This window comes from Streptomyces sp. NBC_00273 (assembly GCF_036178145.1).
In the GTDB taxonomy this organism is placed as follows: Bacteria; Actinomycetota; Actinomycetes; order Streptomycetales; family Streptomycetaceae; genus Streptomyces.
In genome coordinates, this window is the sequence record NZ_CP108067.1 from 1,524,461 (window position 1) to 1,549,100 (window position 24,640).

Below are 24,640 nucleotides of genomic sequence, written 5' to 3' on the forward strand. Positions count from 1 at the left end.
TCCCCTTTGTGCAATGCCACCGGTGCGCCGCCGTGGCTGGTGGGCGGCTCGTACGTGGTGGTCCGCCGGATCCGGATGCTCCTCGACCACTGGGACACCCTTCCCCTGGAGCACCGGGAACAGGCCGTCGGACGCCGCGCCGCCGACGGCTCCCCGCTCACCGGCGCCGGCGAACACACCGCCCCCGACCTGGCGGCCAACCGCCCCGACGGCGTCCCGGTGATCGCGCACAACGCACACGTCCGGCTGGCCGCACCCGCCACCAACGGCGGCGCGACCATGCTGCGCCGCGGCTGGTCGTACTACGACGGCCTGCGCCCGGACGGCACGCCGGACGCCGGGATGCTCTTCGTCGCCTGGCAGTCCGACCCCCGCACCGGATTCGTCCCCGTCCAGCAGCGCCTCGCCCGCGGCGACGCACTCGGCCGCTACCTGGTCCACGAGGCGTCGTCGCTGTTCGTGGTCCCCGGCGGCGTCCGCCCGGGCGGCTACGTCGGCCAGGCCCTGCTGGACGAGTAGGCCTACCGGGTGGATCCGGGAACCAGTCGGCCGTCGCGGGCGTTGGTGCGACCATAGGTAGGTGATCAGCCGGTCCCTCCGGCCGGCTGGCCCCGCCGGTAACCGCGCCTTCCGACCGCCTGCGAGGGGAGCCGTTCATGAGCACGGCGAAAGACCTGTTCATCATCGCGATGGACCCGCCGCCGGACCGTTCCGTCGGGCAGGGCGACCTGTCGCTCGCCCTGGCGGGAGCCGAGCTGATCGACCTCCTCGACGCGCAGGCCGCCGCCCTGGACGGCGACCGCATCGTGCCCGGCGGGGAGCAGGAACTGCACGACCCCCTGCTGACCGAGGCCGCATCGGCGCTCACCCGCCAGGTGCCGTACGAGCGGGTCGACGACTGGCTGTGGCGCCGCGGCCGTGATCTGTCCGCGGCGTACCAGGCCGCTCTGGAGGAGGCCGGTGAGCTGACGCGGGGACGGCGCGGCCTGCTGCCCTTCGGAACCGACCGCCTGGAACTGGCCGATACGCCCGCCCGCCGGCGGGCACTGGGCCGCCAGGAGGAGGACGAGCCCGTCCTCGCCGCCCTCGCCTCGGTCGTGGGCATCGGCAGCGGCGACCCCGAGGCCGAACCGCGCCCGGGGGACGAGGCGGTGACGATCGTCCTGGCCGTCGTCAACGACGCGGTGATGGAGCTGGAGGCCGTACGCCAGCGGCGGACCATCGAGAACGCGGCGTTCGCCAACATCTGGCGCGGCCCCTGAGGCTCGCGAGCGTCCGTGACGTGCGTTACGCCCGGTCAGAACCGTGGTGCGGCCGGACTATGCTCGCCGGAGTGCCGTCCGCCCCTGTGTACGAACGGCGGATGTCCTCCTGTTGAGAAGGTTCGGAATAAGCGTGTTGATCGGGCGTCAGGAAGAACGGGCGACCATCGCCACCGCGTTGTCACCGCAGGCGGCCACCGCGTCGCTGCTGCTGCTCGGTGAGCCCGGGGTCGGCAAGACCCTGCTGTTGGACACGACCGTCGACGACGCGCTGACGGCGGGGACCCGGGTGCTGCGCGTCCGCGGCAACGCGGCGGAGACCGAGCTGGCCTTCGCGGGGCTGCACCAGTTGCTGCTGCCCGTGCTGGACCGGGCCGACGACCTGCCGGTCCGTCAGCGCGGAGCCCTGATGGCGGCCTTCGGCCTGGGCGACGACCCGGCCCCGCCCGACCCCATGATGATGAGCCTGGCCGTACTGACCCTGGTCTCGCACGTCGCCTCGGCCGGGCGGGTGCTGCTCGCCGTCGACGACGCCCAGTGGATCGACCGCGGGAGCTGCCAGGTACTGGGGTTCCTCGCCCGACGTCTCGCGGGCGAGCCCATCGGGCTGCTCGTCGCCTCGCGCGGCACGCACCGACCGGAGTGGCTGGACCGGTCGGTCCCGGAGCTGGTGGTGCCCGCGCTGTCGCCGGCCGAGGCCGAGGAGCTGATCGGCGCGCAGCCCGATCCGCCCCTGGGGGCCGCCCGGCGCCGTGTGCTGGAGACCGCCGCGGGCAACCCGCTGGCCCTGGTGGAGCTTTCGCGCGCGGCGGCCCGCGACGGCGCGCTCCGGGCGGACGGGCCGCAGACGGTCGGGCTCCGGACGGCCGGACTGCACGCGGCCGTGCTCCACGCGGCCGGTCACCTCCCGGTCACCGATCTCCTGGAGCGGACCTTCGCCGCCCAGGTGGACGAGCTGCCCGCGGCGACGCGGGCCGCGCTGCTGGTCGCGGCGGCGGCCGAGGGCGTCGGGCCGGCCGGTGTGCTGGCCGCCCTGCCGCCGGGCACGGACATGGACGTCTGGCTGCCTGCGGAGCGTGCGGGGCTCGTCCGGCTGCACAGCGACCGCATCGACTTCCGGCATCCCCTGGTCCGCTCCGCGATCTACGGGGCCGCCCCGTTCGCCGAGCGCCGGCGGACCCACCTGGCGCTGGCGGCCTCGCTCGACGGCGATCCCGACCGGCGGGCCTGGCAGTTGTCGGCCGCTACGGTGGAACCCGACGCGGCGGTGTCCGCCGCGCTGGAGGCCACCGCCATGCGGGCGTTCAGCCGCGGCGCCCTCGCCGAGGCCCTGGCCGGTCTGGAACGGTCGGCGCAGCTGAACACCAACCCTGCCGAGCAGACCCGGCTGCTGACGACGGCGGCGTACGCGGGCATCCTGACCGGCGACATCGACCGGGCGGAGGAACTCGCGGGGAAGGCCGCCTCGGTCAACGAGGACCCGGCGGCGACGCCCTGGATATCGGCGCTCACCGCCCTGGTGGAGATGCTGATGATGCGGATGGAGCGGGCGTTCGCCCTGATCGCCCCCGACACCCTGCCCGACGTGGCGCAGCTCGACGAGGGCAGTTCCACGATCCTCACCGGGATCGCCTACCACTCGGGCAGTCCGGTCCAGCGCGAGCGCGTGCTGCGGCTGCTGGCCGGCCGCGACCTGACGGATCCGACGCCGCCGCATCCCTTCCACCTCTGGGACGCCGGTGTCACGGACCCCTTCGGCAAGGGCGACCTGGTCCGCTCCCACCTGCCCGCCGTCACCTCCGCGCCGGGCCGCGCGCCCACCGAGAACCACACGCTCGGCGTGCTCTGCATGATCCTCGACGAGACCGAGACGGCGGTGAGCCTGCTCCGTGAGGTGGCCAACCCGCAATGGGAGGACGCCGACGCCTTCCACGCGGGGATGACCGCCGCCGATCTGGCCTGGGCCAATCTGGACCGGGGGCGATGGGCGGACGCCCGGCTCGGTGTCGAGCGGCTCGCCGGCCGGTTCCTCGGCGGTGTCCACACGCACGGCTCCGCGCGGGCGCTGACCGTCCTGGCCACCCTGTGCGCGCTCACCGGCGAGCCGGAGCTCGCCGTGCGGCACGCGACGGCCGCCCTCGCCGTCACGGAACCGGCCGGGGTGCTCGGCGCCGTCGTCCGTGCCCGCCGGGCGGCGGGTCTCGCCGCCACGGCACTCGGTGACCACGCCTCGGCCTTCCGGCACTTCCGCGCCGTGTTCGACGGGGAGGGGGCGCCCGTGCACTACCACCTGTCGTGCTACGCCGTCGCCGACTACGCGGCGGCCGCCGTGCTCATCGGCCGCGCCGAGGACGCTTCGGCCGCCTTGGAGCAGGTCACCGCCGTGGTCGCCGGCGGCGGCTCCGTCCGACTGCGGCAGGTCCTGGGCCGGGCCCGGGCGCTGCTCGCCGATCCGGCCGGGGCCGGCCCGTCCTTCGAGAGCGCGCTGGCGGACCCGGCCGGCCACCGCTGGCCCTTCGAACACGCCCAGACCTGGCTGGAGTACGGGGAGTGGCTGCGCCGGCAGCGGCGGATCGCCGAGGCCCGGGCGGCCCTGATCAAGGCCCGCGAGATCTTCGAGGGGTTGGGGGCGGTGCACTGGAGCGAGCGGGCGCAGGCCGAACTGCGCGCGGCCGGCGTGGCCGTCGAATCCGCCCCGCGCAGCGCGTTCCGTACCCTGACGCCGCAGCGTCAGCGGATCGTCCGGCTGGCGGCCGAGGGCCTGACCAACCGGGAGATCGGCGAGCGCCTGTTCCTCTCGCCGCGTACCGTCGGCACCCACCTGTACCAGGCCTTCCCGGTGCTGGGCGTCACCTCGCGCGGCCGGCTGCGTGACGTGGTGGAGCCGGAGTCGGCCGACTGAGGCACAGGGCAGAGGCACAGGGCAAGTCATGTGACGGATGGCAGCGGCGGTGATCGTTTCGAGACTGGGTGGAGGAGAAACCCTCACCCCTCGGAGTTCCCATGAGCGTCGTACTCACCACTTTGCCGCTGTCCCCGCACGAACGGGCGGACTACTGGAACAGCGTGGTGTCCGACACCTTCATCCCCCTCGACGTCACCCTGCACGAACCCGTGCCGTCCGCGGGGAGCATCGCCAGCGAACGTCTCGGTCCCCTGCAGATCTCGGCGGTCCAGGCCGGCCCGCAGACCGTGTGGCGCAACCGGAGGCTGATCTCCCGGGGCGGGGAGGAGTTCCTCACGGTCACCTTCCAGCACACGGGTACCGCGCGGCTGACCCAGGACGGCCGCCGGGCGCTGGTCGGGCCCGGGACCTTCACCTGCTCGGACGCCGGGCGCCCGTACGAGCGGGAGCAGCCGGACCACTTCCGCTTCACGGCGATCCGGGTGCCCAAGAGCGGGCTGGGAGTGCCGGAGGCGGATCTGCGGGCGGTCACCGGCACGGTCTTCAGCGGCGATCGCGGGACCTCCGGGCTGGTCGCGGGCTTCCTGAGGCGGTTGGCCGAACGGGCCTCCGGCTTCGACGCGTACACGGGCCAGCAGCTCGCGATGACCGCCATGGACCTGCTGTGCGTGCTGGTGCGCGAGCGGCAGGGGCGGCTGGATCCGTACGCCTCGGACACGGCCCGGGGCATGCTGGCGCGCGTCAAGGCGTACGTCCTCACGTCCCTGTCCGATCCCGACCTGTCGCCGGAGCGCATCGCGGCCGCGCACCACATCTCGGTGCGGTACCTGCACAAGCTCTTCCAGCCGGAGGGGACCACGGTGGGCCGTTGGATCCGGCAGGAGCGGCTGGCGCGGTGCCGGCGCGACCTGTCGCGACAGACGGGGTCGGCGCCGGCGGTCACCGCGGTCGCCCAGCGCTGGGGGTTCACGAACCCGTCCCACTTCAGCCGGGCCTTCCGCGCCGCCTACGGCATGTCGCCCCGGGAGTGGCAGTGCGGCGCCCGGGGCGAATGACCGTCTCACAGCGTGCGCCGTACTCCCGCCTGGCGTTCCAGGTTCCGCAGTTGCACGACGAGGTCCCCCTCGACCGCGGTGTGGGCGGGTCCACTGCGGCCGATCGGCAGCACCTGTTCGCCGCGCATATCCTCCAGCATCAGGGCGAAGGCGGCGTAGGTGGCGACGAGGGCCACCAGGAGGCCGAGGGCTCCCGCCAGCTGTCCGGGCCACTCGGCCCCGGTCAGCCCCGCCAGGCCGGTGGCCGCCCAGCGCGGCAGGGAGACCACGATGACCAGCCACAGGGCCCGCTTGGGCCGGGTCACGAGGGCCATCAGCGCCCCGAAGCACAGCAGCGCCAGGTTGAACACGCCCAGCACCCGGTGTCCGCCGGCCGCACCGGTTCCCGTCACGAGGGCGTACGCCAGCCAGCTGCCGGCGAACGTGCCCATGAGCGTGGCCGCGATCACGTCCCGGGCGCCGAACGCGAGGAAGCTCACCAGGAGTTGGAGGGCGAAGGCGGGCAGCACGCACAGGGCGACGGCCCTGCGGTCGGCGGCCTCGAAGATCCCGAGCTGTAGGCAGCCGGTCATCACGGAGGCGATCGCCACAGTGAAGAAGCCCAGTGGCATCGGTGAGGCGATGGGGTGCAGGTTGATCCGTGTCATCGCCCGGAGGTCCGGTTCGTGGCGGCGCCCGGGCGGTGCCCCGTCCGGGGCGCCCGCGGCGGTGTTGCCCGGGACCGTACTCATCTGGTGGGTTCCCCTGTTCCGTTGTTCCGTTGTGCCGTGGGTCAGTGCGCGAAGCACGGGTCGACGAAGGGCTGCGACGGCGTCTCGGGCGCCGATCCGCGCGCCTGTCGCCACAGCCGGTGCCGTTCGGACTCGGCGACGGCTTCGGCCATCTGCTCGGCCTGGCGTACGCCGCCGCCCCCCTGGTACCCGCCGAAGCGGGCCACCGGCGCCCACTGCGGGCTGACCGGCGGGAGCGGCTCGTCCAGGCCCTCGTACTCGGCGGTCGCGTACACGATGCGGCCGCCGACGACCGTGCACACGGACTCGATGTCGGGGATCGCGGCCTCGGGCACGGTGAAGTAGTCCTCCGACAGGATCGCGAGGTCTCCGTAACAACCCTCCCGCAGCACGCCCTTGACGTCTTCCTCGCCGGTGAGCTGCGCACCGCCCCGGGTGTAGAGGCCGAGCGCGGTCTCCCGGTCGATCGAGGTCCCGGCCGGGTGGAGCGGCGTACCGCCCACGGTGCGGCCGGTCACCAGCCAGTGCAGGCAGACCCACGGGTTGTACGAGGACACGCGCGTGGCGTCGGTACCGGCGGCGACGGTGAGGCCCCGGTCGAGCATGGCGCGTACCGGCGGGGCGTGGGAGGCGGCCTCGGCGCCGTAGCGGTCGAGGAACGCGGTCCCCTGGAAGGACATCCGGTTCTGCACGGAGAGGGCGCCGCCGAGGGCGGCGATGCGGTCCAGGCTGTCGGCCGAGACGGTCTCGGCGTGGTCGAAGAGCCAGCGGTTCCCGCCGGGGAAGAGCCCTTCGGCGGCGAGCTTCTCGAACACCGCCAGGTCGCGGCGGATCGTCTCGTCGTAGGTGGCGTGGAGCCGGAAGCCCCAGCCGTTCTCCATCAGCAGCCGGACGGCCTGCTCGAACTCGGCCTCGTACCCCTCGGCGAGCGCCGGGCGGGGCTCGGAGAAGTTCTCGAAGTCGGCGGCCGCCCAGGTCAGGTTCTCGCCGGCGCCGCCGAGGCGCAGCCACTCGTCGCCGTCCCCCGGCTTGACGGTAGCGGTCCAGCGTTTCAGATCGGCGAGCTCCTGCCCGGCGGTCTGCGGGAACAGGTGGTAGGTGATGCGCAGCGACAGCTCCCCCGACCGGGCCAGGTCGATGACGGTGGCGTAGTCGTCGGGGAAGTTCTGGAAGCCGCCGGCGGCGTCGACCGCCGAGGTCAGCCCGAAGCGGTTCAGCTCGCGCAGGAAGTGCCGCGTCGAGGTCCGCCGGTCGGCCGCGTCCAGGGTCGGCGCCTTGGCCAGGGTGGAGTACAGGACGAGCGCGCCCGGCGCCGCCAGGAGGACCCCGGTGGGCTCGCCGTCGTGGCCCCGGACGATCTGGCCGCCGCGCGGGTCGGGGGTCTCGCGGGTGAATCCGGCGGCCCGCACGGCGGCCCGGTTCATCAGCGCCGACTGGTAGAGGTGCAGGACGAACACCGGGGTGTCGGGCGCGGCGGCGTTCAGCTCGGCCACGGTCGGCATCCGGCGTTCGGCGAACTGCTCGGCGGTCCAACCGCCGACCACCCGGATCCACTGGCCCTTGGGGGTGCGGCCGGCCTGCTCGCGCAGCATGGCCAGCGCCTGCCGCAGGCTGCGCACGCCGTCCCAGCGCAGCTCCAGTACGTAGTTCAGGCCGCCCCGGATGACGTGCAGGTGCGAGTCGTTCAGGCCGGGGACCACGCGACGGCCCAGGGCGTCGACCACCCGGGTCGCCGGGCCCACGAGCCCGGCGAGGTCGTGGTCGTCGCCGAGGGCCACGATGCGGCCGTCGCGGATCGCGACGGCGCGGGCCTCGGGCCGGGCCCGGTCCCCGGTGTACACCTTCGCGTTGCGCACGAGCAGGTCCGCCGCCGGGCGCCCGGCCGCCGGATCCTCCGGGCGCCGGGTGGGGCCCAGCCCGGACACGGGCATGCTCGTCGTACCGACCGGGGCCGTCATGCCAGGGCCTCGCGCAGGGTCTCGACGGCCTGGCCGATGGCGAGCGACGCGGCCCGCGTCTCGCGCAGCGCGTTCAGCATGACGAAGTCGTGGATGGTGCCCAGGACGCGCAGGGCCGTGACCGGCACCCCTGCGGCGCGCAGCCGGGCGGCGTACGCCTCGCCCTCGTCGCGCAGGACGTCGGCCTCGGCGGTGATGACCAGGGCGGGCGGCAGTCCGGTGAGCTGGTCGAGGGTGGCGCGCAGCGGGGAGGCGGTGATCTGCGCCCGCTCGGCCGCGTCGGTCGTGTACTGGTCCCAGAACCAGCGCATGGCGTCGCGGCGCAGGAAGTAGCCCTCGGCGAACTGCGCGTAGGAGTCGGTGTCGAAGGCCGCGTCGGTGACCGGGTAGAAGAGGACCTGGTGGAGGATGTGGACGTCGCCGCGCTGCTTGGCCATGAGGGTGAGGGCGGCGCTCATGTTGCCGCCGACCGAGTCGCCGGCGACGGCGATCCTGGAGCCGTCGAGGTCCTTGTGGCGTCCCTCGCGGGCCACCCACTGCGCGACGGTGTAGTTCTGCTCGATGGCGACCGGGTAGCGGGCCTCGGGCGACAGGTCGTACTCGGGGAAGACCACGGCCGCCCGTGCGCCGACGGCCAGTTCGCGGACCAGCCGGTCGTGGGTGTGGGCGTTGCCGAAGACCCAGCCCGCGCCGTGCAGGTAGAGGATGACGGGCAGCGGGCCGCTGAAGCCGCGGGGGCGGACGATCCGGGTGCGGACGTCGCCGGTGGGGCCGCCCTGGACGGTGATCCATTCCTCGTCGACGGCGGGCAGGGCGACGCCCTCGCCGCTCTGCACGTCGTCCACGGCCTTGCGGCCGTCGGCGACGGGGATCTGGTACAGGTACGGCGGCTGGGCGGTGGCGTGGGCGAAGGCCTGGGCGGCGGGTTCGAGTACCGGCTCTTCGGACATGGGGGCTCTCCTTCGGTGGGGGAATCGGGGGCTGGTGGCCGTGGCCGTTGCGGTGGCCGTGGCCGTGGCCGTGCTCGTGCTCGTGCTCAGCGGAGGAAGGCGAGCAGGGCGGTGTTGACCTCGGCGGCGTGGGTCCAGGTCAGGCCGTGCGGGCCGCCGGGGACGACCGTGAGCTGAGCGCCGGCGATGCTCTTGGCCAGGGGGATCGCCGTGGCCTCGATGGGCAGGGTGCGGTCGGCGTCGCCGTGGATGATGAGCGTGGGCACGTCGATCCGGGGAAGGTCGTCGCGGAAGTCGGTGAGCCAGGCCCGGACGCAGTCGAGGGTGCCCTTGGCGGAGGCTCCGACGGCCACGTTCCAACTGGCGCGGACCGCCTCCTCGCTGATGCGTTCGCCGCCGAGGACGTCGACGTTGTAGAAGTCGGCGAAGAAGGAGCTCATGAACGCGAAGCGATCGGCGGTGATGGCGTCCTCGATGCCCTCGAAGACGCCGCCGTCCACCCCGATGGGGTTGTCGTCCGTCTCCAGCAGGAACGGCGGCACCACGCCGATCATGACGGCCTTGGCGATGCGCTCGCTGCCGTAGGTGCCGAGGTAGCGGGTCACTTCGCCGGTGCCCATGGAGAAGCCGACCAGGACGGCGTCGCGCAGGTCGAGCGCGGTGAGGACCTCGTTCAGGTCGGAGGCGAAGGTGTCGTAGTCGTAGCCGTCGGCGGGCTGGTCGGAGCGGCCGAAGCCGCGCCGGTCGTAGGTGACGACCCGATGGCCGGCGGCGAGCAGGGCGGCGGTCTGCTTCTCCCAGGAGGCTCCGCTCAGCGGCCAGCCGTGGATCAGCACGACGGGCTGTCCGGTGCCGTGGTCCTCGTAGTAGAGCTCGACGGGGGCGGTGCGACCTTCTGCGACCTTGATGTACGGCACGGGTGGTGCTCCTCTTTCGCATGTGTACGGGTGGTACGGGTGGTGCATGGGTGTGGGGTCGGGTGGGCCCGGCCGGCCGGCGCACAGGGGTATGCGCGGACGGCCGGGCCCGGTCCGTGTGGCGGGGGGCTCAGCCGTGGTCGGTGGCGGCCGGGGCTCGGTGCAGGACGAGCCGGGTGAGCAGGCCGCTGCCGACGCCCGCCGCGAGGACGGGGGCCGTCCACCACAGCGGGTACGGGGTGAGGCCGATCGCCGCGTCGAGGGAGAGGGCGCCGGGTCCGGTGGCCGCGAGCGCGGCGGCGCTGACGATCAGCACCAGGGGGTACTCGTAGCCGTCGTTCTGCACCCAGAGGCCGCCGGGCCACTTCACGGTGAGGGCGACGGTCATGACCCCGATGACGCCGGTCGCGGCGAGCGGTGTCAGCAGGCCCGCGGCCAGCAGGAGGCCCGAGCCGATCTGGCCGCCGCCCGCTGCGAGGGCGGTGAGGACGCCGCCGCGGAAACCGTCGGCGCGGAACTCGCGCGCGCCTCCGTCGAGGCCCTTGCCGCCCAGGTGCCGGCTGACCTTCTGCACCCCGTGGGCCGCGACGAGCAGCCCCACCAGCAGACGCAACATCAGGATGCCGGTGTCCAAAGGGGTCAGCCGGCCGTGTGCTCGCCGATGACGGCCTGCGCGTAGACGACGCCGAGGCCGTAGGCCCCGGCGTGGGCCTTGACGACCTCCATGACGGCGCCGTACGTCTCCTGGCGCGCCCAGTCCCGCTGGAGCTCCAGCAGTACCTGCACCCAGGTCACCGGCACGGCCCCGGCGGCCAACATCCGCTGGACGGCGTGCTCGTGGGCGGTCGGGCTGACGCCTCCGGAGGCGTCGGAGACCACGTAGACCTCGTAGCCCTGCTCCAGTGCGGACAGGGCGGGCAGCACCAGGCAGACCTCGGTCCACAGGCCCGACAGGACGATCTTCTTGCGTCCGGTCGCCTTGACGGCCGCCACGAGCGCCTCGTCCTCCCAGGCGTTCATCGACGTACGGTCGATCACCTCGTGTCCGGGGAACACGTCGGCGAGCTGGGGCAGCAGCGGACCGGAGAAGGACTCGGCGGCGACGGTGGTCAGCACGACCGGCACGTCGAACGCCTTGGCCGCCTTCGCGAGGCCCACCGTGCTGTTGATGATGGCGGCGCGGTCACCGCTGCCGGTACCGAAGAACATCTGCGGCTGGTGGTCGACGAAGAGCATGACCGCGTTGTCGGGCGTGAGCAGGTCCGCGCTCGGGGCGGCCTGGACCTTGCTGATGTCGAACATGGGGGGTGTCCTCCCGGAGCACTATGGATCATCGCCGTCCGCGATCGATCCCGCGGCCCGGCACACCCCGAAACTACGGACGCCGTGGCCGCCCGACTTTCCTTACCGTGCACGGGTGTTGGCACGGGAGCGCACGACGCCGATCCGCCGCGCGCACCCGACCCGCCGCGTGCGCCAGGCCCACCGCGCGTGCCCGGCCGGGCGCCGTCAGTCGGCGTCGAGGACGAGGTCGGCGCGGTGGCGACCGAGGGCGACGAGGCGGGCGTTGCGTTCGTCCGAGCGGGCCACCCATGCGCGCGCGTGCGCGGGGTCCTTGCCGTGTCGTACGTGCCGGCCGATCAGCCGCTCCAGGCGCAGGTCCTCGGCCGGGGCGAGGTACCAGGCCTCGTCCAGCAGGGGGCGCACCGAGGCCCACTCCCCCGCGTCGTGCAACAGGTAGTTCCCCTCGGTGATCACCAGCGGTACGTCCGGGGGCACGGGGACGCTGCCCGCGATCGGCTCCTCCAGGGAGCGGTCGAAGGCGGGCGCGTACACCGTGGGTCCGTGCGGTGCGCGCAGCCGGCGCAGCAGGGCGACGTAGCCGGCGGCGTCGAAGGTGTCCGGGGCGCCCTTGCGGTCGGCGCGGCCCAGGCGGTCCAACACGGCCTGGGCGAGGTGGAAGCCGTCCATCGGGACCACGACGGCCCGCTCCGGCCCCAGCGCGTCCGCGAGCCGGGCGGCCAGTGTCGACTTTCCGGCCCCCGGCGGCCCGGCGATGCCCAGGACGCGCCGCTCGCCCGTGGTGGCCAGCGTCCGTGCCCTCGATACCGCTTCCGTCGTGTCCATCCGCACATCCTGCCCGAGGGGCAGCGCCCGGCACCCCTCCCCGCGACCCGGAGAGGGGCGCCGGGCCGCCGGTCAGCAGCGGGGACAGGCGTCGCGGATCACGCGCCAGGTGAAGGTGGCGGAGCCGGTCGCACCCGTGGCGTCCTTGGCGGTGACGGTCACCGTACGGATGCCGCTGCCGCGCAGGAGGCCCGAGATCAGGCCGGTCGAGGGATTGATCGAGGCACCGACCGGCAGGTTGACCGCCGACCAGGTGTAGGGAGCCGCGCCACCGGTGGCGGACATCGGTAAGTACGCGGAGTCGTACTGGAGGGACACCTGGTTGCCCGGGTTGACCACGGACGGGGCGGCGGCCACCGTGCGGGTCACCGCCGGGCCGGTCGAGCCGTGCGGCGCGGCGACGGACGGACCGACCGACGCTGCCAGGACAGCGGTCAGGCCGACGGCCAGCGCCGCCAGTCTGCGCGGGGTGCGTGTACGTGTGCTCAACAGGACCTCCGAACTCGTCGGGCGAGGACGGCGTTTCCGGTACGGGTCCCGGAGACCGCCATCGCCCGTTGTGGGTATGCATGTTCGAGGTGCGTGGCGCGTCGGAATCATAGGCGGGCCCGGCCGTCCCGTCGATGGCGCCGCGGTCGGCCGCCCGGGCCTACGATGTCCGCCATGCCCGGTACGGTCCCCGTCCCGCTCGACCCGCCGCCCCGCGCACGACTGCGCTCCGCCGCCCGCCTGGCCGTGTGCGCCGCCGTGCCCTGGTTCCTCTGCCTGTGGTGGGGCACGAGCACGGTTCCGGTGCCGGCCGCCCTGCCGGCCGTACTGATCCTGCGCGACGACGTGTACGACGCCCCGCGCCGGGGCTGGGAGCGGCTCGTGGGCGTCGTCGTGGGCGTGGCGCTGACCACGCTCGTGCTGCACTGGCTGCCGCCGCCCACGGCCTCCTCGGTGACCTCGGTGTCGGCGGCCGCGTCGGTGTCCTTCCTCGCCGTACTGGCCTGCGGCTGCGCGGGCATGTACCTGATGTACCAGGGAGGCGCCCCCAACCAGCAGGTCCTGGTCAGCGCGCTGGTGATCTACGCGACCGCCCTCCCCGGCTACGCCCTGGCCCGCCTGGCGGAGAGCGCCGTCGGCATCGCCGCCGTCGTCCTGCTGGGGCCGCTGCTGTGGCCGCCGGACCCGTACCGGTCGGCCGCCGCCGGCCTGCGCACGTACCGGGGCGAACTCGATGACCTCCTCGGCACGGTCGCCGCCCGGCTCGGCACCGGCGGACCGCCCACCGCCCGGGGGCTCCCCGAGGACGCGGAGCTGTGGCTGCGGCCGCGGAACGGCCTCGCGGCGTACGAGCGGGCGGCTCGACGCACCCGGCTCCCCCGGCTGTACCTCCGTACGCCGAAACGGCCGCCGGACGGGCTGGAGGAGCGGCTGAGGCTCGCCGCCCGGACCGCCCTCACCCTCCAGTACTTCACCGGGGAACTCCGGGAGCGCGCCCGGACCGACGGCTGCGCCCCGCCTCCCGGAAGCGGGTCGGACACCGCCCTGCGCGAGCTCGCCCCGCTGGTCCGGGCCACCGCCCGGACCGTGGACACCGCCCTGCGCGGCGGGGACTGCGCCGCGGACCTCGACCGGGCCCGCGCCCTGGACCTCGCCCACCGCGCGGCCCACCCCACCCGGCACGACGCCGTCCTGCGGGCGGGCCTCCACCTGACCCACGAGGCCGTCGCCGACCACGTGGCGGCCCGCCCCTGACGACCGTCCGGGGCAACCCCGCGCGGGTCGACCGCCCCTGACCGCCCGGGTGCCCCGTGCGCCGGGCAGAGTGGCCCCGCAGGAAGCAGCGGCCGTGCGCGGAGGAGGGGACGAGGATGCCGTGGGACCTGGCTCTGGCGCCCGACACGGTGGCCCGCTGGCAGTTCGGCATCACCACCGTCTACCACTTCCTCTTCGTACCGCTGACGATCTCCCTCGGCGTGCTCGTGGCCGTCCTGCAGACGGCGTGGGTGCGGACCGGTGAGCGCACCTACCTGATGGCCACCACGTTCTGGGGCCGGCTGTTCCTGATCAACGTCGCGATGGGCGTGGTCACGGGCATCGTGCAGGAGTTCCAGTTCGGGATGAACTGGTCGACGTACTCGCGGTTCGTCGGCGACGTCTTCGGCGCGCCCCTGGCCTTCGAGGCGCTGATCGCCTTCTTCCTCGAATCGACCTTCATCGGCCTGTGGATCTTCGGATGGGACCGGCTGCCGAAGCGGATCCACCTGGCCTGTGCCTGGGCGATGGCCGTCGGAGCCCTGCTCTCCGCCTGGTTCATCCTCGCGGCCAACTCGTGGATGCAGCATCCCGTCGGCTACACCATCTCGCCCGAGACCGGGCGCGCCGAACTCACCGACTTCCTCGCCGTGCTCACGCAGGAGACCACGCTCGTGGTCGTCTACCACACCCTCGCCGCCGCGTTCCTGACCGGTGGGGCCCTCATGGCGGGCGTGGCGGCGTTCCACCTGCGGCGCGGTAGGCACGTGCCCGTGATGCGGGCCTCGCTGCGCCTGGGCCTGGTCACCCTGGCCCTCTCCGGCCTGCTCGTGGCCCTCAGCGGGGACGCGCTGGCGAAGGTCATGTTCCAGCAGCAGCCGATGAAGATGGCCGCGGCCGAAGCCCTGTGGGAGGGCCAGACCTCCGCGCCCTTCTCCGTCTTCGCCATTGGTGACGTGTCCGAAGGTCACAACACGGTCGAATGGTCCATCCCCGGGCTGCTGTCCTACCTCGCCGAGGGCGACTTCACCGCCTACGTCCCCGGGATCAAGGACACCGCCGCCGCCGAGGAGGCGCGCTACGGCCCCGGCGACTACCTCCCGAACATCCCCGTCGCCTTCTGGGGCTTCCGCTTCATGATCGGTTTCGGCATGGCCTCCTTCGGCCTGGGCCTCATCGGCCTGTGGCTGACGCGGCGCCGCTTCCTGCTCCGGCCCGCCCTGCGCACCACCGAGGACGAGGTGCCGCAGCTCGCGCCCACCCGCGGCCGCCGGCTCCCCCCGAGGGCGGCCGCCTGGTACTGGTGGCTGACCCTGTGGACCCTGGCCTTCCCGCTCGTCTCGACCTCCTGGGGCTGGATCTTCACCGAGACGGGCCGCCAGCCGTGGGTGGTCTACGGGCTCCTGCGCACGGTCGACGCCGTGTCCCCCGAGGTGTCCCAGGGCGAAGTGATCGCCTCCCTCACGGCCTACACCGCGCTGTACGCGGTACTCGCCGCGATCGAAATCACGCTGATGGTCCGGGCCGTGCGGGCGGGCCCCTCCGAACCGGCCCCGCACGAGCTCGACCCGCCCACCCGGATCGGCGGCGACCACGACGACCACGACCGGCCGCTGGCGTTCTCGTACTGAGCGGTCCCGGTGCCGATGCCGGTGCTGGTGCCGATGCCGGTCGGCCCCGGAGCGCGAGCCACCGATAGGCTCGTGCACCGACCGGGGAGATGAAGGATCGATGACGTTGAACGAAGGCCTACGGGTGAAGCTGGCCGCGGACCTCACGCTGACCGGCTCGCTCACGACGGCGGGGGACGCGGTCGCCGGGTTCCTGGCCCTGGCCTCGGGCACCGGGGGCACCGTCGAGCGGGTGGACGAGCACCGGCCGCAGAGCGGAGAGGACGTCCGCGAGTACGAGCGGCTTAAGTCGCTCCTCGACTCCTTCGGCCATCAGATGCCCGAGGGGAGCCGGAAGCAGCTCCAGGAGCAGGTCGCCTCCCTGGAACCGGCGTGGATCGCCTTCCAGGAGCAGAAGCTCCGTGTGACGGTCCGCGTCCGCTTCGACAACGGGTTCGTCCTCGACGGCGCGCAACCGGAACTCTTCACGTCCGCCTAGGCAGGGCGGGCAGGGCGGAGCCGCCTGGCACCCTCACCCGGCGCGCGTTTCACTGGAAGGTGCCGTATCCGCGCGCCCACGGAGGAGCGCGCACCGGGAGGTCCCGTGAACACCTACGTGCCACCCCGCTTCGACCCCACCCGCGTCCCCCACCTGCTGGGGTCCTTCGCACCCGTGTCCGAGGAGGTCGACGTCGCGGACCTGGAGGTCACGGGCGAGCTGCCGGACACCCTGGACGGCCTGTACCTGCGCAACGGCCCCAATCCGCGCTTCACGCCGATCGGCTCGTACCTGTACCCCATCGACGGCGACGGCATGCTGCACGGCGTGTGGCTCTCGGGCGGGCGGGCCCGCTACCGCAACCGCTTCGTACGCACCCCCGCGCTGCTGGCCGAGGAACGGGCCGGCCGCGCCCTGTGGGGCGGCCTCGAATCGATGATCATGCCGGACGCCGACCAGGTGGGACCGGAGCTCGCCGGCACCTTCCGGGACATGCCCGACATCAACGTCGTCCGGCACGCCGGCCGCCTGTTGGCCCTCGCCGAGTCGGCCTGCCCGTTCCGGATCGACACCGAACTGGCGACGCTCGGCCGCGAGGACTTCGGCGGCGTGCTGCCCGCGGGCATCACCGCCCACCCGAAGGTCGACCCGGTCACGGGCGAGATGGTCGTCTTCTGCTACGGCCTGGAGCCGCCCTACCTGACCTGGTCGGTCATCGACCGCGACGGCACGGTCCACCGCGGGCCCGCACCCGTCGACGGGGTGGACGAGCCGATGATGATCCACGACATGGCCCTGACCGCCCGCTACGCCGTCCTCGTCCTCGCCCCGGCCTTCTTCGACCTCGCCGCAGCCATGAGCGGCGGCTCCTTCCTGGCCTGGCGTCCCGAACGCGGCACCCGGGTGGCGCTGATCCCGCGCGACGGCGGACCGGTGCGCTGGGCGGCCGACGGGGCCTTCTGGACGTGGCACACCGTGAACGCGTACGACGACGGCCCGGGCGCGGACGCCCCGGTGGTCCTCGACTACGTGCAGTGGAGCAGGCTCACCGTCGGCGGCCCGGAAGGGGACGGCGAACCGATCAGCGGCGGCCTGGTGCGGGCGCGCCTCGACCCGGCCGCCGGCAGCATGGTCCGTACCCCGCTGGACGACTCCCGGGTGGAGTTCCCACGGGTCGACGACCGGCGCATCGGGCGGCGCCACCGGTACACCGCGCTGGCCACCGAAACCGGGCGGACGGACCTGCTGCCGGGCGAGTTCGACGCCGTGCGCTGGTACGACGTCGAGAGCGGCACCTCCCGGGTCTGGCCGGCCGGGGACCTGTCCGTCGGCGAGCCGGTCTTCGCTCCCGCGCCGGGCTCCGGGACCGGCTCCGAGGAGGGTGGCCACTGGCTGACCTTCGCCACGGACCGCACCGACGGTTCGAGCTGGTTCCTGGTCATCCCCGCCGAGGATCCCGCCTCGGGCCCGGTCGCCCGCGCCCGCATCCCCGTACGCGTCCCGCTCGGCCTACACGGCTGCTGGCTACCGACCGAGGAGTGAGACCGCCCGGCGCGCCGGCGCGGCGCGGCCGTGCCACGCTGTTTCCTGGCCTCGGGAGAGACAGCCGCGACGAACGGAGCGCGCTGTGAGCAGACCGATCCACCCCGCACCGGCACCGTTGCGGCGCGGTACGGCCGTCGCCTGTGCCGCCCTGCTGTTCGTCGCCCTCGCCTCGGGTACCGCGACCGGAGCGGAGCCGACCCCTTCGCCGTCCGCGACCGCCCCGTCCGCGACCGGTGACACGGGACTCGCCGGCCTCGACCCGCGCATCACGGAGATCATGCGCAAGCCGGACTACCGCAATGCCCAGTGGGGCCTGCTGCAGACCGACCCGGAGAGCGGCCGCGTGGTGCACAGCCTCTTCCCCGAGCAGTTCTTCATCCCCGGATCCACCGCGAAGCTGATCAGCGTCTCGGGCCCGTGGCACACCCTCGGCGCCGACCACCGCTTCGTGACCCCGCTCTACGCGGTCGGCGCGCGCGACGGTGCCACGCTGACCGGCGACCTCGACCTCGTCGCCCAGGGCGACCTCACCATGGGCGGCCGGACGCGGCCCGACGGCACGGTCGCCTACACCGACCTCGACCACACCTATGCCAACGACTTCCCCGGCGCGACCCTCACCCCGGAGAACCCGCTCGCCGGGATCGACCGGCTCGCCCGACAGGTGCACGACTCCGGGATCACCCGCGTCGACGGCGACGTGATCGTCGACAGCCGGCTGTTCGTCCCCGACCCGGAGCTCGTCCCCACTCCGACGCCCCTGATCATCAACGACAACCTGATCGACCTCATGACCACCCCGGGGGACCGGCCCGGCGCGGACGCCCGGCTGGACTGGCGGCCCAAGGTCGCGCCCTACCAGGTCACTTCGGCGGTGAAGACCGTGGCGGCCGGGAAGCCGACCGCGGTCACGGTGACGGCCAGCGACGGCGGCACCCGGATCCGCCTGACCGGGACGATCGCGGCGGACTCCGCACCGCTGCTGCGCACCTCGCCGATCGGCGACCCGGCCTCCTTCGGCCGCGTCGCGCTGATCGAGGCCCTCGAACGCGCCGGGGTGCACGTCACCGCCGACCCGTCGGGCCCCAATCCGGTGGGGCGGCTGCCGCGCGACTACGACGGACGCCCGCGCGTGGCCGCGTACACCTCCCCGCCCTACGCCCAGTACGCCAAGCTGATCCTCAAGGTCAGCCACAACCTGGGCGCCAACCTGGGCATTTGCCTGCTCGCCGTCACCGCGAAGAGCGACCAGTGCCCGGCCGGCTTCCCGGTGCTCGCCGACTTCCTCGACGAGGCCGGCGTCGACCGCGAGCAGGCGCAGCTGATGGACGGCCGGGGCGGCAACCCCGCCGACCGGGCCACGCCGCAGGTGCTGGTGCAGATGCTGGCGTACTGGCAACGGACCCCGGACGCGCGGCTGTTCCGGGAGGCCCTGCCCATCCTCGGGGTCGACGGGCTGCTGGCCGAGAACTGTCGAAGCTGTCCGGCCCGGGGGAAGGTGTTCGCCAAGACCGGCGCGGCCGTCGGCGGTGACGCCCTCAACGACAGGCTGGCCGTGGGCGCCATCACCATCGCGGGCTACCTCGACAAGGGCGGCGGCCGCTTCGACACCTTCTACGCGGGCGTCAACGGCGCCTCCACACCGGGCGCCGACCCCACCGAGGTGCTGGCCATCACCAACGACCTCGCGATGATCGCCGCCTACCTCCAGGAGTCGTCCTCGCCCTGACCGGTTGCCTCCCGTGGTCACAACTCACCTGCGGGCACACGATGTTCGCGAGGTCGGCCGGGGCCGGCCCGGGCGGACGCATGACCCCGTTCGCGTCCACCGATCCCACGGACGGGGGCCCGCGGCTGTTCTTCCAGCGCGTTCCCGAAGGCAAGGCCGTCAAGAACCGGGGGCATCTGGACGTACCCGTCGGCACGGGACTGGTGGGTGCGCAGCGCCTGGCCGCACTCGAGGCCGCATGCGCACGACTGGTCCCGCTCGGCGCGGTACGCGGGCAACTGCTGCTTGCCGACGGGGGCAACGGGTCGTGCCTCAACATGCAGGACGTCGAGGGCAACGAGTTCTGTCTCGGCTGAGCGGGGGGACCGGCTGCGGCTACGGCTACGGCTACTGCTGCGCCCAGGCGTGCAGCAGGGCTTCCCGCGCCCGCGGCTCGGGGGTGCCCTCCAGGGCGTGCTCCCGCCCCCATGCCTCGACGGCCCGCGGGTCCGCGGTTCCCGCCACGAAGCGGTCGAGCAGGTCCTGGGAGAGCCGTGCCTCCTCGGCGGGGTAGCCGGCCGCCGCCGCGTGGACGGTCACCTCCTGCGCACCCTCCTCCGTCTCCAGGCGCAGCGTCATCTCCGGCGGCCCCTCACCGAGGTAGTCCGTTCCGATCGCGGCCGAGATCATCGCGCCGAGCGCCTTCGTCGCACGGCCCACCGGATTGTGCCCGGGCACGTCCTCGACCACGGCGGAACGCAGCTCTGCCCAGGTCCAGGCCCGGGGGCTGTCGGGGTCCATCGCTTCCAAGCCTCCGGCGGTCAGCCGGACGCCGACTCCGACGGCGTTCGGCGGCGACCCCACGTACACCGCGTCCGGAGTGACCCAGAACAGTCCGACCATCGCCGTCACGTGCCGCTCCCCGCTCTCGTCCCCGACCCACCATCCATACCCGTCGCCGGGGACGGACCGTCGTAGACACACCGGGCGGACGCCGTACCGGGGGCGGGCGTAAATCGATGGGGTCACTCGGCCGGATCTGCGAGCATCCACGGATGGGTGCATTGGACGCAGTGGCCGCCAGGGTCGCCGGCGGAGCCACCGTGGAGTTCCGGCCGACCGGTTCCTCGATGGTCCCGTTGATACGCAGTCGTCAGCGGGTGGTGGTCGCTCCGGTCGACCCGTCGAAGCTGAAGGCCGGGGACATCGTCCTCGCCCGTGTTGCCGGGACGGTGTACCTGCACCTGGTGTCGGCCGTGGACCCGGCGAGGAAGCGGGTGCAGATCAGCAACAATCGGGGCCGGGTGAACGGCTGGACCGGCCACGAGCGCGTATTCGGCATCTGTACGTCGGTCGACGGTGTCCCCCGGGTGGGCGCCGCGGACAAGACGCGTGCGGCTCGAGGGGCCTGACGCGGCGCGGCGCATGGAGTCTCCGCTCGCCGTCCGGGCGCGCGAGTGCCCCGCCCCGCGACCCCGTTCACCCTCCTGGGCGCGCGGGTTACCGTTCTGATCATGAGACCACCCGAGGAACTCGACTCCGTCGACTGGGCGTCGCTGCGGCACGGAATGCGGGAGGACGCCTCGAACGTCCCGCGGATCATCCGGGCGCTGTACGCGGACGACGGGCGGTCGGCGCGCGAGCGGGTGCGTTCGCTGTGGGTGCTGACCCGCTGGGCCGAGGTGTACTCGGCCACGCTCGCCGCGATCCCGTTCCTCGCGCACGCGGCCGCGCACGTGCCCCGCGTACGGGCGGAACTGATCCACTGGCTCGCGAACGTCACCGACGGGCGCGGGCCCGGATCGACGGAGCGCACCGAGGACGACGCGGTCGTCTTCGACCTGGTCCTGGCCGAACTCCCCGCCCTGTTGCGGTTCCTGGAGGACCCGGACCCCGAGACCCGGCGGGCGGTCGTCTGCCTCACGCCCCTCGCCGCCCTGGTGGGTGAGGACGTGGGGGACCGCCTCGCGCGGCGGTACGAGGAGGACCCCGACGGGATGGTCCGGGCCGACGCCTTCTCGGCGCTCGCCGCCCTCCGCTCGGACGCGGTCCGGCGGTGGGCGGCCGGGGCCCTGACCGATCCCGAGCCGCTGGTGCGCGAGGGGGCCGCCGCCCTGCTGCTGGAGGAGGCCGGTACCCCGTACCCGGCGGATCTCGTCGAGGTACTCGCGGAGGCGAGCGCCCGTCCCCCGCCCCGCAACGGGCTGCGGGCCTTCCTCGCCGGACTCCCGGATCCCGCAAGCCGCACGGTCCGGGTCCTCGATGCCGACGCGGGGGTCATGGCGGTCGTGGCCCGGCGGTCGATCGCCGCCGGCGACCACGGCCGGCAGGGAACGCAGCTGGCCTCGCGTCTGGCGTCGACGTGGCGGGACCGGGAGGAGGAGGCCTTCGCGCTGCTGGTGAGCGCCCTGCCGTACGGACACGGGGACACGTTCCGCGTTCTGGGGGAACTGCTCCCGTACGTCCGGCACGTCGACCGGCCCGGCATCGCCGCCGAAGTGCTGCCCCACGCCCGGGACACGGGCTCGGGTACGGACTACTACCGGTCCCGGTCCGCGCGCATGCTCCTCGGCCGGCTCGGGGACGAGCGGGTGGAGGGCCTCCTCCCCGGCCACGAGCCGGGGGCCGTGCCCGACGGCGAGGACGACGCCGACGTCCTCGGGGAGTTGGCCGCCGCGACCGGCCGTCTGGACCTGTGGCGGTCGGTCCTGCGCTCCCCGCACCTACGGGAAGCGAACCCGGCGCTCGACGCCCTCTCGCCGGCCGTCACCGGCGCGCTCCGCCCGGAGTTGGTGGCGCTGCTGCGGGCACGGAGGCACGTCTGGGCGGCGGCGACGGCGCTCGCCGAGGCGGGGGGCGCCACGCCTGAGGTGATGGCCGCGCTGACGGAGATCGCGCGCGAGCCGGACGGGTACGAACCGCCCGCCGACGCGCACAACTCCTGGGACGTGTGGGCGCGCCAGGACCGGGGAGCGGCACGGACGGGGAACCAGATCGCGGCTGCCGTGGCCCTGGCCCGCCTCGGTGGGCCGTCGGAACCCGCGCTCGCGCTGATGGCGCAGGGGCCGGTCACGTGGCTCGCCCTGGCCCGGCACCTCGGCCCGGCCGGCCGCCCCCTGCTCCCGCTCGTCGAGGCGGCGCTGGAGGAGCCGGCGCCCGCGACCCGGCTGTCGGCGGCGGAGGTCCACCACCGGATCACCGGGGACCCGTACGCGCGGTGCGTGCCCGCCCTGACCGACCTGGTGCGTACCCGGCCGGGCGACGGGGCGCAGCGCGCGGCCCCCCTGCCGGCGGCCCTGGCCGCGCTCGCCGAACTGGGCGTCACGCCGGACGAGATCCGCCCCCACCTGCGCACCTGGGCGGACTCCGAGCGCCGGATCATCTCCTACGGGCGCCGCGGCCCCCTGGACGACGATGTCCTGCGGGAGGCCGCACGGGCCCACCTGTCGCTGCTCGGCGACCGGTGACGGGACGTCCGGCCAGCGGCGGGCCGGTCAGGACGGCCGGTCGAGCGCGCGGGCGACGCGGTGGGTCGCCAGGACGGTGCGCGCGATGGTCAGGCCCGCCGGCGTCGACGGCCACCGTCGATCCCGACACGGGTGCTGCCCGGTCGAGGCACATGCGCGGTTCACGATGTGCACCCGGTTCGGCCGGGTCCGGTCCGGGCGGTCTCCGCCAGCCGTGCCGCGGGGGCGGATGGCGGTGACGTTCCTGGCAGGATCCTCGTACGGCACTGCTCGCGACGCGGAACGCAACCGCCGTGCCGCCATCCCGCCGTCGCTACCGGAAGAGGACCAGCACCCCGTGGGAACCGAACCGCTCCCTCCAGGACAGCGCCTCGCCAAGGGCTGGCCCGTCTCGCACTACGGCCCCGTCCCGAAGTTCCGTCCCGACCGTTGGAACTTCCAGGTCTTCGGTGCCACCGCCACGGGCGGCAAGTACTCCTGGACCTTCGACGAGGTCTCCGCGCTGCCCGGCGTCACGATCGAGACCGACCTGCACTGCGCGTCGGGCCCGACCTCCACGGACCACGAGTTCTTCGGCATCGCGGCGCACACCGTCCTGGAGCTGGCGCCGCCGGCCCCGCAGGTCACGCATGTGATGGCGTGGGCGGAGTACGGGTACAGCGCCAACCTCCGTCTCTCCGACTTCGCTTCGGACCGGACCCTGTTGGCCACCCACCACAACGGGGAGCCGCTGACCGTCGAGCACGGCTTCCCGCTGCGCCTGGTCGTCCCGCACCTCTACGGCTACAAGGGCCCCAAGTGGCTGCGCGCGGTCGAGTACATGACCGCCGACCGTCGCGGCTTCTGGGAGGAGCGCGGCTACCACAACGTCGGCGACCCCTGGAAGGAGCAGCGCCACTCCTACCAGGAGGAGTAGTCCGCTCCCAGGAGGGGTGGTCCGCAACTCGGCTCCGTCCGCCAGCCGTCGGCCGATAGGGTGAATTCCTGACCCTCCGTGCAGAAAGGCCCCGCGGCTCGCTGTGACCACATCACGCACGCACACCCTGTTCTCCTTCGGCACGCTGAGGGACGAGCGGGTCCAGACCGCTCTCTTCGGCAGGGCCGTGCCCACCTCCCCGGCCGCGCTGGCCGGTTACACCACCCGCCCCCTGAAGATCACCGATCCGGCCGTGATCGCCGCCAGCGGGCTCGACGTGCACCTGATCCTGGAGCGCAGGCTCGGCGCTTCGGTCGACGGCGCGGTGCTGCACCTCACCGACCAGGAACTCGCCGCGGCCGACGCCTACGAGGTCGACGACTACACCCGCCGGCGGGTGGTCCTCTCCTCCGGCGAGAGCGCCTGGGCCTACCTGGACGCGAAGCCGCTGCGCCCGGCGGAGCGGATCGTCATCGTGGGCGACAGCATCGCCTACGGACGCTGCGACCCGCGGGGCGGCTGGGCGGGCCACCTGGCGGCGGCCCACATCGCCGGGAACGAGGCCGAACGCCGGCTCTTCAACCTGGCGGTCCCCGGCAGCACCCTCGCCGACGTCAGCGAGCAGACGCCCGCGCTGCTGGCGGCCCGCCGGCCCGACACCCTCCTGGTCGCCGCCGGCATCAACGACTCCGCCGTGCCGCTCGCCGGCGCGGAGTCCGTGGCCGACTCCGACTCCGACGCCGACGCCCACTCCCACGCCCACGCCGACGGGACCGCTGGTTTCGCGCAGCTCACCGGCAGCCTCGACGCGCTGGCCGCCACCGCCCTCGACCACAACGCTCGACTCGTCGTCGCCGGACCCGCCTGGCTCGACGAGGACCGCACCCGTGACTACGAGGGCCTGCGCTTCACCCGGGCGCGCGCGCTGGCCCTGCGTGCCTTCCTGCGGGCCTGGTGCGGGGCCAACCACATCGACCTCCTCGACCTGTGGGAGCCGCTGCGGGAGCGGAGCGACCTGCTCGTCGACGGTCTGCACCCCACTGCCGAAGGGCACCGGGCGCTCTACGAGCACCTCGACGCGCTCGGCCGCTGACCACCTCACCGCCCGTGGTGATCTTGGCGAAGCCGCTTGTAACCCCCGGGGGGCACCGCCCGTCACCTGCGCGCAACAGGGGCTTCCTAAGGTGGGGCGCAACGGGACCGACCTGCACACGGCCGCAGCGGCGCGGACCGGTGCGGTGTCGGCC

General features: G+C 73.7%; 22 protein-coding genes and 1 pseudogene. 14 read left to right on the forward strand and 9 right to left on the reverse strand.

Annotated features, from left to right (window positions below):
* Nucleotides 1-6 precede the first annotated feature (6 nt).
* The 4 genes from OG386_RS06515 (at nt 7) to OG386_RS06530 (ending at nt 5,222) form a co-directional block, all read left to right on the forward strand.
* Nucleotides 7-519 carry a Dyp-type peroxidase gene (locus tag OG386_RS06515; RefSeq protein WP_405790005.1) on the forward strand — a complete coding sequence of 171 codons (513 nt, stop codon included), beginning with the start codon at nt 7-9 and terminating at the stop codon, nt 517-519.
* Nucleotides 520-656: 137 nt separating this feature from the next.
* Nucleotides 657-1,262: a GOLPH3/VPS74 family protein gene (locus OG386_RS06520; protein ID WP_328787206.1), complete on the forward strand. Its 606-nt coding sequence runs from the start codon at nt 657-659 to the stop codon at nt 1,260-1,262.
* Nucleotides 1,263-1,395: 133 nt separating this feature from the next.
* Nucleotides 1,396-4,164, forward strand: a complete 2,769-nt coding sequence (locus OG386_RS06525) for an AAA family ATPase (RefSeq protein WP_328787207.1) — start codon at nt 1,396-1,398, stop codon at nt 4,162-4,164.
* Between the two features lie 101 nt (nt 4,165-4,265).
* Nucleotides 4,266-5,222 carry a helix-turn-helix domain-containing protein gene (locus OG386_RS06530; protein WP_328787208.1) on the forward strand — a complete coding sequence of 319 codons (957 nt, stop codon included), beginning with the start codon at nt 4,266-4,268 and terminating at the stop codon, nt 5,220-5,222.
* A 5-nt stretch (nt 5,223-5,227) separates the two neighbouring features.
* Here the strand turns inward: OG386_RS06530 and OG386_RS06535 are convergent, their stop codons facing one another.
* The 8 genes from OG386_RS06535 to OG386_RS06570 all read right to left on the reverse strand — a co-directional run bounded on the left by OG386_RS06535 (nt 5,228) and on the right by OG386_RS06570 (nt 12,394).
* Nucleotides 5,228-5,953, reverse strand: coding sequence for a hypothetical protein (locus tag OG386_RS06535; protein WP_328787209.1), 726 nt, complete (start codon nt 5,951-5,953; stop codon nt 5,228-5,230).
* A 41-nt stretch (nt 5,954-5,994) separates the two neighbouring features.
* Entirely contained in the window at nt 5,995-7,911 is a 1,917-nt protein-coding gene (locus OG386_RS06540; RefSeq protein WP_443053118.1) for an amidohydrolase, read from the reverse strand.
* On the reverse strand, nt 7,908-8,861 hold the full coding sequence (locus OG386_RS06545; RefSeq protein WP_328787210.1) for an alpha/beta hydrolase: 954 nt from the start codon (nt 8,859-8,861) through the stop codon (nt 7,908-7,910). Before OG386_RS06545 ends, OG386_RS06540 begins: the two co-directional genes overlap by 4 nt.
* Before the next feature lie 86 nt (nt 8,862-8,947).
* Entirely contained in the window at nt 8,948-9,778 is an 831-nt protein-coding gene (locus tag OG386_RS06550; RefSeq protein WP_328787211.1) for an alpha/beta fold hydrolase, read from the reverse strand.
* A 130-nt stretch (nt 9,779-9,908) separates the two neighbouring features.
* Nucleotides 9,909-10,412, reverse strand: a complete 504-nt coding sequence (locus tag OG386_RS06555; protein ID WP_328787212.1) for a DoxX family protein — start codon at nt 10,410-10,412, stop codon at nt 9,909-9,911.
* A gap of 5 nt (nt 10,413-10,417) precedes the next feature.
* On the reverse strand, nt 10,418-11,080 hold the full coding sequence (locus OG386_RS06560) for a hydrolase (RefSeq protein WP_328787213.1): 663 nt from the start codon (nt 11,078-11,080) through the stop codon (nt 10,418-10,420).
* A 207-nt stretch (nt 11,081-11,287) separates the two neighbouring features.
* The gene (locus tag OG386_RS06565) at nt 11,288-11,905 is read right to left on the reverse strand and encodes a nucleoside/nucleotide kinase family protein (protein WP_328787214.1); all 618 of its coding nucleotides are present in this window, start codon (nt 11,903-11,905) and stop codon (nt 11,288-11,290) included.
* A gap of 72 nt (nt 11,906-11,977) precedes the next feature.
* Nucleotides 11,978-12,394 carry an Ig domain-containing protein gene (locus OG386_RS06570; protein WP_328787215.1) on the reverse strand — a complete coding sequence of 139 codons (417 nt, stop codon included), beginning with the start codon at nt 12,392-12,394 and terminating at the stop codon, nt 11,978-11,980.
* Between the two features lie 174 nt (nt 12,395-12,568).
* On the opposite strand from OG386_RS06570, the gene OG386_RS06575 reads away from it, so the two are divergent.
* The 6 genes and pseudogenes from OG386_RS06575 to OG386_RS06600 all read left to right on the forward strand — a co-directional run.
* Complete coding sequence (locus OG386_RS06575) at nt 12,569-13,648, forward strand: hypothetical protein (protein ID WP_328787216.1); 1,080 nt, start codon at nt 12,569-12,571, stop codon at nt 13,646-13,648.
* Nucleotides 13,649-13,764: 116 nt separating this feature from the next.
* On the forward strand, nt 13,765-15,279 hold the full coding sequence (locus tag OG386_RS06580) for a cytochrome ubiquinol oxidase subunit I (protein ID WP_328787217.1): 1,515 nt from the start codon (nt 13,765-13,767) through the stop codon (nt 15,277-15,279).
* A gap of 100 nt (nt 15,280-15,379) precedes the next feature.
* Complete coding sequence (locus OG386_RS06585; protein ID WP_328787218.1) at nt 15,380-15,757, forward strand: hypothetical protein; 378 nt, start codon at nt 15,380-15,382, stop codon at nt 15,755-15,757.
* Nucleotides 15,758-15,862: 105 nt separating this feature from the next.
* Nucleotides 15,863-17,299: a carotenoid oxygenase family protein gene (locus OG386_RS06590; protein ID WP_328787219.1), complete on the forward strand. Its 1,437-nt coding sequence runs from the start codon at nt 15,863-15,865 to the stop codon at nt 17,297-17,299.
* 85 nt (nt 17,300-17,384) lie between these two features.
* Complete coding sequence (gene dacB / locus OG386_RS06595) at nt 17,385-19,031, forward strand: D-alanyl-D-alanine carboxypeptidase/D-alanyl-D-alanine endopeptidase (RefSeq protein WP_328787220.1); 1,647 nt, start codon at nt 17,385-17,387, stop codon at nt 19,029-19,031.
* An 89-nt stretch (nt 19,032-19,120) separates the two neighbouring features.
* Nucleotides 19,121-19,387 (forward strand): annotated as a pseudogene (locus OG386_RS06600) (VOC family protein); the annotation flags it as partial.
* 31 nt (nt 19,388-19,418) lie between these two features.
* Here OG386_RS06600 and OG386_RS06605 read toward each other — a convergent pair.
* On the reverse strand, nt 19,419-19,922 hold the full coding sequence (locus OG386_RS06605) for a hypothetical protein (protein WP_328787221.1): 504 nt from the start codon (nt 19,920-19,922) through the stop codon (nt 19,419-19,421).
* 143 nt (nt 19,923-20,065) lie between these two features.
* Between OG386_RS06605 and OG386_RS06610 the strand changes: the two genes are divergently transcribed.
* The 4 genes from OG386_RS06610 (at nt 20,066) to OG386_RS06625 (ending at nt 24,486) form a co-directional block, all read left to right on the forward strand.
* On the forward strand, nt 20,066-20,422 hold the full coding sequence (locus OG386_RS06610; protein WP_328787222.1) for a S26 family signal peptidase: 357 nt from the start codon (nt 20,066-20,068) through the stop codon (nt 20,420-20,422).
* Nucleotides 20,423-20,524: 102 nt separating this feature from the next.
* On the forward strand, nt 20,525-22,477 hold the full coding sequence (locus OG386_RS06615; protein ID WP_328787223.1) for a hypothetical protein: 1,953 nt from the start codon (nt 20,525-20,527) through the stop codon (nt 22,475-22,477).
* A gap of 337 nt (nt 22,478-22,814) precedes the next feature.
* Complete coding sequence (locus tag OG386_RS06620) at nt 22,815-23,393, forward strand: molybdopterin-dependent oxidoreductase (protein WP_328787224.1); 579 nt, start codon at nt 22,815-22,817, stop codon at nt 23,391-23,393.
* Nucleotides 23,394-23,496: 103 nt separating this feature from the next.
* Nucleotides 23,497-24,486 (forward strand): GDSL-type esterase/lipase family protein, encoded by a 990-nt coding sequence (locus OG386_RS06625; RefSeq protein ID WP_328787225.1) that lies wholly within the window; start codon nt 23,497-23,499, stop codon nt 24,484-24,486.
* Nucleotides 24,487-24,640 lie beyond the last annotated feature (154 nt).

Bases quoted from the DNA above. Each gene is read 5' to 3' on its own strand.
- OG386_RS06520 (WP_328787206.1), top strand. From the start codon at position 657: ATGAGCACGGCGAAAGACCTGTTCATCATCGCGATGGACCCGCCGCCG.
- OG386_RS06530 (WP_328787208.1), top strand. From the start codon at position 4,266: ATGAGCGTCGTACTCACCACTTTGCCGCTGTCCCCGCACGAACGGGCG.
- OG386_RS06535 (WP_328787209.1), bottom strand. From the start codon at position 5,953: ATGAGTACGGTCCCGGGCAACACCGCCGCGGGCGCCCCGGACGGGGCA.
- OG386_RS06540 (WP_443053118.1), bottom strand. From the start codon at position 7,911: ATGACGGCCCCGGTCGGTACGACGAGCATGCCCGTGTCCGGGCTGGGC.
- OG386_RS06545 (WP_328787210.1), bottom strand. From the start codon at position 8,861: ATGTCCGAAGAGCCGGTACTCGAACCCGCCGCCCAGGCCTTCGCCCAC.
- OG386_RS06560 (WP_328787213.1), bottom strand. From the start codon at position 11,080: ATGTTCGACATCAGCAAGGTCCAGGCCGCCCCGAGCGCGGACCTGCTC.
- OG386_RS06565 (WP_328787214.1), bottom strand. From the start codon at position 11,905: ATGGACACGACGGAAGCGGTATCGAGGGCACGGACGCTGGCCACCACG.
- OG386_RS06575 (WP_328787216.1), top strand. From the start codon at position 12,569: ATGCCCGGTACGGTCCCCGTCCCGCTCGACCCGCCGCCCCGCGCACGA.
- OG386_RS06580 (WP_328787217.1), top strand. From the start codon at position 13,765: ATGCCGTGGGACCTGGCTCTGGCGCCCGACACGGTGGCCCGCTGGCAG.
- OG386_RS06585 (WP_328787218.1), top strand. From the start codon at position 15,380: ATGACGTTGAACGAAGGCCTACGGGTGAAGCTGGCCGCGGACCTCACG.
- OG386_RS06610 (WP_328787222.1), top strand. From the start codon at position 20,066: ATGGGTGCATTGGACGCAGTGGCCGCCAGGGTCGCCGGCGGAGCCACC.
- OG386_RS06615 (WP_328787223.1), top strand. From the start codon at position 20,525: ATGAGACCACCCGAGGAACTCGACTCCGTCGACTGGGCGTCGCTGCGG.